This is a genomic window from Monashia sp. NPDC004114, assembly GCF_053603855.1.
The window spans coordinates 12,634-25,050 of sequence record NZ_JBSGGK010000017.1 but is presented as its reverse complement, the minus strand read 5'-3'; the positions used below and the strand labels follow the sequence as shown (position 1 = coordinate 25,050).

Annotated in this window: 12 protein-coding genes; 8 read left to right on the top strand and 4 right to left on the bottom strand. The window is 70.8% G+C overall.

The genetic code is table 11. The features are described 5' to 3' along the window. Positions 1-15: 15 nt before the first annotated feature. Both ACWEOW_RS19300 and ACWEOW_RS19295 read right to left on the bottom strand, forming a co-directional pair. Positions 16-978, bottom strand: coding sequence for a TIGR03086 family metal-binding protein (locus ACWEOW_RS19300; protein ID WP_452270859.1), 963 nt, complete (start codon positions 976-978; stop codon positions 16-18). A 173-nt stretch (positions 979-1,151) separates the two neighbouring features. Continuing rightward, on the bottom strand, positions 1,152-1,871 hold the full coding sequence (locus ACWEOW_RS19295) for a DedA family protein (protein WP_452270858.1): 720 nt from the start codon (positions 1,869-1,871) through the stop codon (positions 1,152-1,154). A gap of 301 nt (positions 1,872-2,172) precedes the next feature. On the opposite strand from ACWEOW_RS19295, the gene ACWEOW_RS19290 reads away from it, so the two are divergent. Continuing rightward, positions 2,173-2,814 carry a TrmH family RNA methyltransferase gene (locus ACWEOW_RS19290; protein WP_452270857.1) on the top strand — a complete coding sequence of 214 codons (642 nt, stop codon included), beginning with the start codon at positions 2,173-2,175 and terminating at the stop codon, positions 2,812-2,814. Positions 2,815-2,839: 25 nt separating this feature from the next. Here ACWEOW_RS19290 and ACWEOW_RS19285 read toward each other — a convergent pair whose 3' ends face one another. Then, positions 2,840-4,072: a citrate/2-methylcitrate synthase gene (locus ACWEOW_RS19285; RefSeq protein ID WP_452270856.1), complete on the bottom strand. Its 1,233-nt coding sequence runs from the start codon at positions 4,070-4,072 to the stop codon at positions 2,840-2,842. 133 nt (positions 4,073-4,205) lie between these two features. On the opposite strand from ACWEOW_RS19285, the gene ACWEOW_RS19280 reads away from it, so the two are divergent. From ACWEOW_RS19280 to ACWEOW_RS19265, 4 genes are all read left to right on the top strand, one after another. Further along, positions 4,206-5,396 (top strand): citrate/2-methylcitrate synthase, encoded by a 1,191-nt coding sequence (locus tag ACWEOW_RS19280; protein ID WP_452270855.1) that lies wholly within the window; start codon positions 4,206-4,208, stop codon positions 5,394-5,396. Between the two features lie 127 nt (positions 5,397-5,523). Next, a complete protein-coding gene (locus tag ACWEOW_RS19275; RefSeq protein ID WP_452270854.1) occupies positions 5,524-6,711 on the top strand; it encodes an endo-1,4-beta-xylanase in 1,188 nt (395 codons plus the stop codon). 207 nt (positions 6,712-6,918) lie between these two features. Then, positions 6,919-7,128, top strand: coding sequence for a dodecin (locus tag ACWEOW_RS19270; protein WP_452270853.1), 210 nt, complete (start codon positions 6,919-6,921; stop codon positions 7,126-7,128). A gap of 167 nt (positions 7,129-7,295) precedes the next feature. Then, positions 7,296-8,423, top strand: coding sequence for a M24 family metallopeptidase (locus ACWEOW_RS19265; protein WP_452270852.1), 1,128 nt, complete (start codon positions 7,296-7,298; stop codon positions 8,421-8,423). Positions 8,424-8,482: 59 nt separating this feature from the next. Here ACWEOW_RS19265 and ACWEOW_RS19260 read toward each other — a convergent pair whose 3' ends face one another. Then, on the bottom strand, positions 8,483-9,889 hold the full coding sequence (locus ACWEOW_RS19260; RefSeq protein WP_452270851.1) for an NAD(P)/FAD-dependent oxidoreductase: 1,407 nt from the start codon (positions 9,887-9,889) through the stop codon (positions 8,483-8,485). Between the two features lie 82 nt (positions 9,890-9,971). Here ACWEOW_RS19260 and ACWEOW_RS19255 point away from each other — a divergent pair, with 82 nt between their 5' ends. The 3 genes from ACWEOW_RS19255 to ACWEOW_RS19245 all read left to right on the top strand — a co-directional run bounded on the left by ACWEOW_RS19255 (position 9,972) and on the right by ACWEOW_RS19245 (position 12,379). After that, positions 9,972-10,817, top strand: coding sequence for a GNAT family N-acetyltransferase (locus ACWEOW_RS19255; protein WP_452270850.1), 846 nt, complete (start codon positions 9,972-9,974; stop codon positions 10,815-10,817). 129 nt (positions 10,818-10,946) lie between these two features. Further along, positions 10,947-11,975 carry a class II fructose-bisphosphate aldolase gene (gene fbaA / locus ACWEOW_RS19250; RefSeq protein WP_452270849.1) on the top strand — a complete coding sequence of 343 codons (1,029 nt, stop codon included), beginning with the start codon at positions 10,947-10,949 and terminating at the stop codon, positions 11,973-11,975. Next, positions 11,972-12,379, top strand: a complete 408-nt coding sequence (locus ACWEOW_RS19245) for a DUF3151 domain-containing protein (RefSeq protein WP_452270848.1) — start codon at positions 11,972-11,974, stop codon at positions 12,377-12,379. The genes fbaA and ACWEOW_RS19245 overlap by 4 nt, the downstream gene beginning before the upstream one ends. The last annotated feature ends 38 nt before the right edge of the window (positions 12,380-12,417 follow it).

Sequence of the window (12,417 nt, the reverse complement as noted above, 5' to 3'; positions counted from 1 at the left end):
CGGCCGCGTGAAGTCCTATCCCTTGACGTAGGAGCGCTTCTCGCTCACCTTGCCGTCCCGCAGGCGTACCAGGTCGATGCCGCGCACGTGTCCTGTCGAGCCGTCGTCTGCGGTCCACTCATAGCGCCATCGCAGGACGCCGCGGTCACCGTCGACGAAGGACTCCTCCTCGATGAACCTGGGCTCTCGCGTGTGCGTGAACAGCTCCTCCCACACCGCCCGCACCGCGGCCGCACCTTCGTGGCGGACGCCATCGGGGGCCGGGCCGGTGGACTCGAAGACGCAGTCGCCGGTCATGTGAGCCATGATCGCGGCGACGTCGCCGCGTGCGAACGCCGCGTTGAAGGAGGCGAACCCGGCGTGGTTGGGGCCCCAGCGCGCGTCCCGGCCGAAGCGAGCCAGCAGGTCTGACTGCGGGTCGCCGGACAGAGCGCCCCGAGCCGCGATCGCGCCACCGCCGCGGTAGGCATCCTCCACCCGCTCGAACCACGTGCCCACCCCGTCGACGAGGCCGGGGTCCAGCTCGCGGGCGTTCCCGGTGGCGACGGCCAGGTCCCAGCCGTGCACCAGGTGGTCGGCGGTGAGCTGGCTGACGTACTCGTCCATCGACTCCTCGCCGTAGGACAGCTGCACCGTGCCGTGGCTCGGCAAGGTCTCCTCGACAGCTGCGGTCGCCTCGTCCGCGGCCTCGCGCCCGGCTCCGCGCGGGTCGTCCCCGAGCACGTCCCCGTCGAACCGGTCACCCACCTGCGCGATCGTCTCGCCTCGCATCAGAGGCGAGGTCCAGCGGTCCTCGCCGACGACGTGGTTGACCAGGTCCCGCACCGACCACTCCGTGCACGGGGTAGGCAGGTCCCACTGGTCGTCGGTGACGGCCGCCACACGCTCGGACCACCACTGCACGCTGCGTCGGTAGAGCGCGCCGACGTCGTCCGTGCCGACCGTGCCGGCCGTCTCGCTCGTCTCGCCTGAGTCCATGCCTCGCCCTCCGTTCCGTGTCGCCCTGACGATCGATTCTGCGACGGCGCCCGCACGCGCGCGGGCGTTCACGCGAACCCGGGGCTGACGGCATACGCCGGCGGCATCCAGCGGCATGGCAAAGGCCCGGTTCGGTGCGAACCGGGCCCAAGCCGTGCGTACGTCGAGCGTCCTCAGGGACGCCGGTCGGCGCCGGTCGCGCTCTCGGCGATGTCGCCGGCCGCCTCGCCGAGCTCGGCCGCGATCGCCTTGGCCTGCCGGCGGTGCTTGAGGTACTCGACCAGCATCGGGACCACCGACACGAGCACGATCAGCACGATCGCGATCTCGAGCTTGTCGGCGATGCCGGGGAACGACTTGCCGAGGAAGTAGCCGAGCATCGTCAGGCTGGTGACCCATGCCACGGCACCGACGGCGCTCCACGTGAAGAAGCGGCGGCGGTCCATCCGGCTCACGCCCGCCACGACCGTGATGAAGGTGCGCACGATCGGCACGAACCGGCCGATGACCAGGGCCTTGTTGCCGTGCTTGTCGAAGAACGCCGTCGTCTCGTCGAAGTACTTCTTCTTGAGGAAGCGGCCGTCGCGGTTGTAGAGCGGTGTCCCGAGAGCGCGTCCGATCTCGTATCCGACGACGTTGCCGAGGAAGGCCGCAGCACACAGCGCGAGGATCGCGACGCCGAGGTTGAGGTGCACCTGGCCGGTCGCGATGAACAGGCCGACGGCGAACAGGAGCGAGTCGCCCGGCAGGATCGGGAACAGCAGCCCGCACTCGATGAACACGATGGCGAGCGCGATCCAGAAGAAAGCGTCGCCGTACTGGTCGAGCAGGTAGGCAGGGTCCATCCACTTCGGCCCGAGGGCGGGGACGGCGGCTGCTGCGAGTGCGTGCATGGGTGACAGGGTATGCGGTCGGGCTCGGTATCCCTGAATCGTCCGCTGGGTGCTTCCTGCCGGATCCGGTGTCGCTCCGGCAACACGTCTGCATCGTTTGGGTATCGAAGCGGCTCACGGACTTCCGCCTCGCGGGCCCTGACGCAACCATGACTGTGGGAGCGAAGGGGGAGGCAAGGCACGGCGCCCCGGCTCTCGGGGCCGCGACATCCGCGCGCACGGCCGTGCCGCCTCCTCCTGCACACCGCCACTGTCGTCATCGGGGGGCCGCTCCTCGTCCCCGCTCGTAGACTCTGCCTGCGTGAGCGACGAACCGTCCCGGCCGAAGCACGCCACGCAGGTCGGAGTGGGGCCCTGGCAGGGGACCTGGCCCGAGGGTGAGCAGTGGGACACGGACCTGCTGCGCGACGGTGACCGGCGCAACGTCGTCGACGGCTACCGCTACTGGCGACACGAGGCGATCGTCGCGGACCTTGACCTCAGGAGACACGACTTCCATGTCGCAGTGGAGAACTGGGGCCACGACTTCAACATCGGATCGGTGATCCGCACCGCAAACGCCATGGGCGCCAAGGCGTTTCACATCGTCGGCAAGAGGCGTTGGAACCGGCGGGGTGCGATGGTGACCGACCGGTACCAGCACGAGCACCACCACCCGGACGCGGCAGCGCTGGCGGAGTGGGCGCGCGGCGAGGGCCTCGTCCTGCTCGGCGTCGACAACCTGCCGGGCTCGGTGCCGATCGAGACGTACGACCTGCCCCGCCGGTGCGTCCTCGTCTTCGGCCAGGAAGGACCTGGGCTGTCCGAGCCGATGCGCGGTGAGTGCGCGGCGGTGCTGCACATCGAGCAGTTCGGGTCGACCCGGTCGATCAACGCCGGTGCGGCGGCCGCCATCGCGATGCACGCCTGGGTCCGGCGACACGTCTTCGACCAGCCGGTCTGACGGCTCGGCGGCGGACCGTCGTGGCTCAGCCCTGGGGGTCGCGGCCGCGCCATCGGAGCGGCTCCTCGGCGTACTCCTCGACCACGTGCGCGGCGACGCCGAACGAGCGAGCCACCTGGAAGACGACCTCTCCAGCCACGGCGGGGAGCCCGAGCGCGTGCAGCACCGCGGCGCTCGCGAGGTCGATGTTCGGCAGCGACCCGGTGCGCTCGGCCACGACCGCGGCGAGCCCCTCCACCCGTCGGCGCAGCCGGGTCGTCCCTTTCCGCCGCCACAGCGCGTCGAGCACGATCTCGGCCCTCGGGTCGCCTGCGGGGTACATGAAGTGCCCGAAGCCCGGCACGCTGCCGTAGGCCTGCAGGGACCTCGCGACGAGCGGCGTCGGGTCGGCCCCGTCGGCCAGGAGCGCGTGCGCAGCGACCGGTGCGGCCCCGTGCAGCGGCCCGGCCATCGCGGCATACGCGGCGCCGAGGCAGTCGTAGAGCCCCGCGCGGGTCGACGCGGCGACGCGAGCGGCGAGGGTCGAGGCCGTGAGGCCGTGGTCGAGCAGGGCTACGAGCAGCACGCGCACGGCATCTACGTCGGCGACCCGGTCGACGCGGCCGCCGAGAGCCGCGAGGGTCAGCGCGGCAAGGTCGGCGGGGTCGTATGCCAGATGGCGGGCAGTGCTGCCAGCCACGAGCCGGACGGCTGCCGGGATCGCCGTCATGGCCGTGGCGCGCACGCGATCGGCGTCCGTGTCGCCGGCGAACGCGTCGGCGGCCGCGAGCAGCTGGATCGCGACCGGCATTCGTCGTTCGAGCGGCACCGTGGAGAGGTCGACCGCATCGATGTCCGAGACGGGGGCGCTTCGTCCGTATGCCGTCCGGTCGGCCGGCGCAGGCACCTGAACCGACGTGCCTAGCGAGAGCGACTGTGCCGCAAGGACACCCACGACCAGGGCGGCGGCCTGCTCGACCGAGCCAAGAGCGATGACGTCGCTCAGCGGCACACCCCGGTAGAGCAGGTCGCCGTCCCTCTCACTGCTCACGGCGGTCGCGATGCTGCGGAACCGGAGCACCGGCTGGGACCCCGACGGGCGCGTCGCCGAGGCCATCGCGTCGACCTGCGCGCGGTCGAAGAGGCTCTCCTGCTGCCCAGGCCGACGCTGGCTCCGGATCAGGCCGCGACTGACGTAGGCGTAGAGCGTGGCGCGCTTCACGCCGAGGCGCTGCGCGGCCTCGGTCGTCGTGATCCATCCGGGATGCGGATCCGTCATGGTCGTCTCCTGGTCGTGGCCTGGGCCGGTGTTCACCCGGTCGAGGTTGATGGGATCAACGTTGAGCCGATCAACATTGACGCTGTTGATCAACATCGCTCACAGTGACGAGTGAACCCGAGAGGAGCAGGACATGTCCAGCAACCAGGTCCCCCAGACCGACGACGGCTTCGTCACCGTGCCGCGCGGACTCGCCAAGGTCATCGTCACCGACACCGAGCTCGGCGACGTCCGCGGTGAGGAAGGCTTCTACCACTACCGAGAGTTCTCGGCCGTCGACGTGGCCGAGCATGCGTCGTTCGAGCAGGCGTGGCACCTGCTCGTGCACGGCCGCTTCGCCGCGGACGACGAGCTGGCCGCGTTCACCGCGCAGATCGGGCGGCTTCGCGTCATGCCACCCGTCCTGGCCGAGCTGCTCCCCGCGATCTGCGCGACCAGCCGTGACCCGCTGCAGGTGCTTCGCACCGCACTGTCCGCGTGGGGTGGCATCGCGGGTCTGCGGCCGCTCTACGACTCCGACGAGGACGAGAAACGGGCGGCAGCCCTTGCCGCCGTGGCCGTCACGCCGACGATCCTCGCCGCGTCGCACCGCATCCACCGCGGTCTAACGCCGATCCCGGCCGACCCGACCCTCGGGCATGCGGCCGACTACCTGAGGATGGTGTCCGGCCAGGTGCCTGCCGCGCGGGACATGCGGGCCGTCGAGCAGTACCTCGTCTCGACGATGGACCACGGCTTCAACGCGTCCACCTTCACCGCGCGAGTCATCGCATCGACGGGTGCCGACCTGGCGGCCTGCCTCGTCGGGGCCATCGGCTCCTTCTCCGGGCCCAAGCACGGCGGCGCGCCGAGCCGGGCGCTGGAGTCGCTCGACGAGATCGGCGGCCTGGACCGGGCCGATGCCTGGGTCCGCGACAGGATCACCTCCGGCGACCGGATCATGGGCTTCGGACATGCCGTGTACCGCACGCGCGACCCGAGGTCGGAGATGCTCAAGGCCATCGCCCAGGGTTACGACGACCCGCTCGTCGACTTCGCCGTCGGTGTCGAGGACGCGATCGAGCGCAGTCTGGCCGAGCTCAAGCCGGGCCGTGAGCTGCACGCCAATGTCGAGTTCTATGCCGGTGTCGTGATGAAGCTGGCCGGCCTCGACCCGAGCATGTTCACACCGACCTTCTGCGTGGCGCGGGTCGTCGGCTGGGTGGCGAACATCCTCGAGCAGAGCCGCGACCCCAAGATCATCCGCCCCGCCGCGCGCTACATCGGCCCGCCGCCGCCTGCGCCACTCCCACTCCCGATCACCCTCGCCCACCAGCCTGTCTGATCGGCTGGGGATGGGTACGTACCCGTTGCCATGTGTGGGCGGACATCGATAGGTTAATCGATGTCGATAACGTTATCTACATCGATCGATCTTCTCCTCCCTCTCAACTCGTGCAAAGGAGCACGCTATGAGACGCACCCGAGCCGCCATCGTCGGCGGGATCGCCGCGCTCGCGCTCGCCGGCGGGGTCGCCATCCCCGCGCTCGCGAACCGCCCGGCCCCCGACATCGCCACCCAGAGCCTGCGGGACCTCGCGGACCAGCACGACCTCGCGGTCGGCACGGCGATCGACATCAACGCGCTGTCGGACCCGCAGTACCACCAGATCGCCTCCACCCAGTTCTCCACCGTGACGGCCGAGAACGTCATGAAGTGGGAGACCATCGAACCCGTTCGGGGGCAGTACAACTGGGGGCCTGCGGACCAGTTCATGGCCTTTGCCGCCGCCAACGGCCAGAAGGTCCGCGGCCACGTCCTCGTCTGGCAGAACCAGCTGCCGGCGTGGCTGACCCAAGGCGTCGCGGACGGGACGATCTCGAACACCGAGCTCCGGTCGATCCTCGAGAACCACATCAAGACCGTCGTCGACCACTTCAAGGGCAAGATCTGGCAGTGGGACGTCGTCAACGAGGCGGTCACCGACCCGTGGGACAGCCAGAACGGGCACATCGGCTACAAGGGCTTCTGGTACCAGCACCTCGGCGAGAGCTTCATCGCCGACTCCTTCCGCTGGGCCCGTCAGGCGGACCCGAAGGCGCTGCTCTTCTACAACGACTACAACATCGACGCCTTCGGCGACCTCGGCCCGCTCGACAAGACCGAGTTCGTCTATGAGATGGTCAGAGACCTTCGCGCCCAAGGGGTTCCGGTCGACGGTGTCGGCTCGCAGGCCCACCTGTCGACGCGCTACGGCAACTACTCGCCGCTGCAGATCGCCGATGCTCTGAACCGGTTCGCCGGTCTGGGCATCGCCACCGCGATGACCGAGGTCGACGTGCGGAACCTGCTCCCGGAGACCCAGACCGGCGACACGATGAACCCGCTGCTGCAGGCGCAGGCGTACAACTACAGCGCCCTGCTCCAGGGCTGTCTGCAGAGCCGGCACTGCCTGTCCTTCACCGTCTGGGGCTTCGACGACAACCACAACTGGACCAACACCTGGGACTTCGGCAGCGGAACGGGCCGAGAGGCGCTCGCCGCGATCTATGACACGAACTACCAGCCGAAGCCGGCATACCGGGCGCTCCAGGCCGACCTCGCATGGGGCGCGCCACCGATCGTCCAGAGCCGCATCCAGCAGCAGCCGATGAACTGAGCCTTGCCGCGGCATACCTCCTGACAGCAGACCTCGCCACGGCGCAGGTGTGGTGGCCCCACGGGCCGAACCCAACCACACCTGCGCCGTGGCGCAGTCTGGTGCGTGCAGCCGCGCCCACACATCCCGTTGACCGCGTCGGGCCACCGCGCGGACGATGGTCGCACTGCCGGCGACGATGCCGGGAGGATCCGGAAGGAGCACGGCATGGCTGCACACACCTACGGCATCTCCGAGATCGTCGGCACGTCGGAGACCTCGATCGACGACGCGATCCAGGGGGCCATCGCGCGAGCCCACAAGACGATGCGCAACCTCGACTGGTTCGAGGTCGTCCAGGTCCGTGGCCACCTCGAGGACGGAGCCGTGGCGCACTACCAGGTGACGATCAAGGTCGGCTTCCGGATCGAGGACTGAGCAGTATGCCGTCGGGCCGGGTCTCCCCGGCCCGTTCGACGCGCTGCCCGGGGTCAGTCCCCACGCCACCGGTCGGTCATGCCGCCCGCCTAGGCATGCCGGTGGGGTCCGGTTCCCCCTCGAGGGGGAGTCCGTAGGCGCGGGCCGACGGGGCTAGATTCGCCTCCATGGGTGTGAGCTCCGCTGTCCTTGCCGTCACGACGATGCACGCCCGGCTCGACCGGCTGAGGTCGGCCGCTGAGCGTGCCGGCGCGGCCGCCGTCGTCGTGTCGCCCGGGTCCGACCTGCGCTACCTCGTCGGGGTGGGCGGCTCGTCGTTCGAGCGACTGACGGCGCTGGTCGTGCCGGCCGACGCAGCCGTGGCGCCCGTCTTCGTGTCTCCGAAGCTGGAGTATGCCGGCCTGGGCCACGTCCCGTTCGCCGACCTGGGCGTCGAGGTCCGCACGTGGGTCGACGGGGAGGACCCGTATGCGCTCGCCCTGGGCGGGATGCCGCCGGGCCCCGTCGCCGTGTCCGACATGACTCCCGCGCTGCACGTGCTCCGGCTTCGCGACGCCGGTGCGACCCACCAGCGCCTCGCCGGTCCGATTCTGGCGCAGCTGCGGATGCGCAAGGACGCGACCGAGCTCGCCGAGCTGCGCCTCGCCGGAGAGGCGATCGACCGGGTGCACGCCCGCGTCGGGGAATGGCTTCGCCCGGGTCGGACCGAGCAGGAGGTCGCAGCCGACATCGCGGCCGCGATCGTCGAGGAAGGCCACGCCGCAGCGGACTTCGTCATCGTCGGCTCCGGCCCGAACGCCGCCAGCCCCCACCATTCCGTGAGCGACCGGGTCGTGGAGGCGGGTGACGTCGTGGTGGTCGACATCGGCGGTCCGGTGCCTTCCGGGTACAACTCCGACAGCACGAGGACGTATGCCGTGGGGTCACCTCGCGAGGCCGACGTGGCCACGGCATACGCGGCGCTGCGGGCTGCACAGCAGGCGGCGGTCGACGCGGTGCGTCCAGGGGTCTCGTGCCAGGACGTCGACCGCGCTGCCCGTCAGGTGCTCGTCGACGCCGGCCTCGGTGAGGCCTTCATCCACCGCACCGGGCACGGCATCGGGCTCGACGTGCACGAGGAGCCGTACAGCGTCGAAGGCAACGACCTGCCGCTCGAACCGGGGATGACGTTCAGCATCGAGCCGGGCGTCTATCTCACCGGCCGGTGGGGTGCCCGCATCGAGGACATCGTCGCCGTGACCACGGACGGCGTGGTGCGTCTCAACCAACGCCCCACGGACCTCGCCATCCTCTGACCTGGGCTGACCCCCGTGGACCGAGCGCTCCCTAGAGCGCCCCGCCCCACACCCGGCGGTCAGGAGTCGAAGCCGACGCCCATCCGGTCGAGGGCCCGGAGCCACAGGCCGCGCCTGCCGGTGCGGTCCTCGGCGGCAAGCGCGGCCCTGGTCGCTCGCACAGCGGCATACCGGATCGGCTCCGGCGGGAACGGGACCGGCTTGCGCCGGACCATGCCGAGACGGGTCCGCTCCGTATCCCGTCCGTCGACGAGGTCGAGCGCGACCGCCGCCCCGAACCGGGTCGACGCGACGCCGAGCCCGGTGTACCCGACGGCGTACGCCATCCGCCCACCGAGCGCCGTCCCGAAGACCGGGGTGAACCGCGACGTGGTGTCGATGACGCCCGCCCAGCGATGGGTGAACCGGATGCCCTCGAGCTGCGGGAAGATGTCGAGGAAGTGGTCGGCGAGCAGGCCGTGCGAGGCGTCCGACTGCTCCAGCGCGGGATCGATGCGGCCGGGGAAGTGGTAGTTCGCGTCGTAACCGCCGAAGAGGACCCGGTCGTCGAGCGTCCTTCTGTAGTAATGGAACTGGTTGCCCGCGTCGGTGAGTCCCTCGCGTCCGCGCCAGCCGGTCGCTGACAGCTGGGCAGGGCTCAGTGGCTCGGTCATGAGCACGTGGTCGTAGACCGGCAGCACCCAGGCGCTGAACCTCTTGAGCACCCCCTGCGACGCGTTGGTGCCGATGACGACCCGGCGCGCATGGATGCTGCCCGACTCGAGCCGGACCCGCACGCCGAGACCTTCGGTCTCGAATCCCGTTGCGCGCGTGTGCTCGTGGAGGCGCACCCCGAGCGCCTCCGCCGCCTTGGCCAGCCCCCAGACGAGGCGCGCAGGGTCGACGAGCGCTACCTCCGGGTCGAACATGCCGGCCAGGTAGCGCGGCGAGTCCACGCGCGCCCGCGACTGGGCCGCATCGAGCAGCTCGACGGGTATGCCGTGGGCCTGGTGGAGCGCGACGGCCTCCTTCACGGCCTCGACCTGGTGCCCGGACAGGGCGAGCGTCAGCTCCCCGGGCCGGTGGTAGTCGGCGTCGATTCCGTATGCCGTGATCGCCCGCTCGATGCCCGCGAAGTTCTCTGCGCCGAGCCTCTCGAGCGTCCCGATCTCGTCGGGCCAGCACGCCACCCCCTGCGCGAGGCCGTGCGTGAGTGACGGCGACACGAAGCCGCCGTTGCGGCCTGAGGCGCCGTCACCGAGCCGGTCGGCCTCGACCACGACGACGTCACGCGACGGGTCGGCCTCCTTGGCCTGGATCGCAGCCCACAGCCCGGTGAAGCCGCCGCCGACGACGAGCAGGTCGGTGCGCGGCGGGGCGCCGGTGAGCGGCGCGCGTGGCTCCGGCCGCTCGGGCCGGTCGGTCCAGAAGGGGAGCGGGCGGGCATCGGCGAGGGCCGCGGCGGCCCGCTGGCTCAGTGCGCTCATGCAGGGGCTCCCCGGCGAGCTGAGGGTCGGTACGTGGAAAGAGGCATGACGTGACGGATTCGACCATGCTTGGCTGGACCCTGTGAACCCCAGTTCGTTCCAGAGCGATTCCTCGTCCGCCACGACCCTGGGCCCGGCCGAGCTGCTGCGTGTCTTCCATGACCAGACCCGCGCTCCGGTCCTCCTCGGCACCGCCGCGCGACCGATCGAGCTCGACGGCCCGGTTCGGCGGCAGTACGACCTGGACCCGGCGGGGCACTACGCCATGATCGAGAGCCCGGACGGGCTGGGACCCGACCCTGCGGCATACGACGCGGTCATCGCCCGGCAGCGGGACTTCTTCGCGGCACGCGGCCAGCGCGTCGAGTGGAAGACGTACGACTACGACGAGCCGGCCGACCTGGGCGCGCGGCTGCTCGCTGCCGGTTTCGTCAAGGAGGACGACGAGGCGCTGATCCTCGGGGAGGCGGCTCCGCTCGCGGCCCAGGAGATCACGCTCCCGCCGGGGGTCGTCGTGCGGGCGGCGGACTCGTTCGAGGACTTCGTGCGGATGCGGGAGATGTCGGAGACGGTGTGGGGCGACGACCACTCGTGGGTCACCGAGTCGCTGTATCCCGACTGGGTCGCCCGCCCCGGCACGATGGACGTCGTCGTGGTCGAGGAGTCGCGGGAAGGCCCGGTGCTCTGTGCGGCGAGGGGGGAGTACGACTCGAGCGGTTTCGTCGGTCTGTGGGGCGGCTCGACGTTGCCGGAGTGGCGCGGCAAGGGCCTCTACCGGGCGACCCTGCTGCACCGCGCCCGGCTCGGCCTGGAGCGGGGCAAGGAGTACGTCCGGGTCGACGCCTCGCCCGACTCCGAGCCGATCCTGCGCCGGCTCGGGCTGCACCGGGTCGCGACGACGGTCCCGTACGTCTTCGACCCGAGGTGAGCGCCCGCTCACCGCACCGTGGGCACCCCTGCCCGCCCACCGGCATACGTGGCAGGATTCACGGCGGACCCTGAACCGTTCCGCGGCAGGTCCCGCACGCCGTTCGTCAACCCAAGCAGGAGTAAGTCAATGCCCATCGCCACCCCCGAGGTGTATGCCGACATGCTCGACCGCGCGAAGGCCGGCTCCTTCGCGTACCCCGCCATCAACGTCTCGAGCTCCCAGACGCTCAACGCGGCCCTCAAGGGCTTCGCCGACGCGGGGTCCGACGGCATCATCCAGGTGTCGACGGGCGGCGCCGAGTACCTTTCGGGCCCGAGCGTCAAGAACATGGTCGCCGGGTCGCTCGCGTTCTCCGCGTTCGCGCACGAGGTCGCCAAGAACTACCCCGTCAACATCGCGCTGCACACCGACCACTGCCCCAAGGACAAGCTCGACGGCTTCGTCCGCCCGCTGCTCGCCGCCTCGGCCGAGCGGGTCAAGGCCGGCGGCACGCCCTGGTTCCAGTCGCACATGTGGGACGGCTCGGCCGTGCCGCTCGACGAGAACCTCGACATCGCGCGTGAGCTGCTGGCCCTCGCCAAGGCCGCCGATGTCGTCCTCGAGATCGAGGTCGGGGTCGTCGGCGGCGAGGAGGACGGCGTCGCCCACGAGATCAACGACAAGCTCTACTCCACGCCCGAGGACGCCATCGCCACCATCAAGGCGCTCGGCGCCGGCGAGAACGGCCGCTACCTCACCGCGCTGACGTTCGGCAACGTGCACGGCGTCTACAAGCCGGGCAACGTCAAGCTCCGCCCCGAGGTCCTGCTCGACGCGCAGCGTGCGGCGGCCAAGGAGCTCGGCCTCTCCGACGACGCCCGCCCGTTCGACCTCGTCTTCCACGGCGGCTCGGGCTCCCTGCCCGAGGAGATCTCGGCCGCGGTCGACTACGGCGTCGTCAAGATGAACGTCGACACGGACACGCAGTACGCCTACACCCGCCCGGTCGCCGACTGGATGCTGTCCAACTACGCCGGCGTGCTCAAGGTCGACGGCGAGGTCGGCAACAAGAAGCAGTACGACCCGCGCGCCTGGGGCAAGGCAGCCGAGGCCGGCATGTCCGCGCGCATCGTCGAGGCCTGCACGGCGCTTCGCTCGGCCGGCACCCACGCGTGAGCGACAACCTGCTCGGCATCCCCGAGACGCGCCTCGCGCCCGACCCTGCTGCCGCGCGCCTCGCGGCAGGCGAGGACCCGGTCGCGGTCGCGGCAGCCGTGCCGACGTCGTCGCTGGCGTGGGCGACTCTCGCGGAGGCGGCGCTCGCCGACGGCGGCCGGGACGTCGAGGCGTATGCCTACGCCCGCACCGGGTACCACCGCGCGCTGGACCAGCTGCGCAAGTCCGGCTGGCGCGGCCAGGGCCCGGTGCCGTGGTCGCACGAGCCGAACCGCGGCTTCCTGCGGGCGCTGGCCGCACTGTCGCGGGCGGCCCGGGCGATCGGTGAGTCCGACGAGGAGGCTCGGTGCGCCCAGTTCCTGCGCGACTCGTCGGCCGAGGGGGCGCGCGAGCTGGGTTTCTGACACCCAGACGCCCAGCCTGAGCGCTGAACGGATGGCGC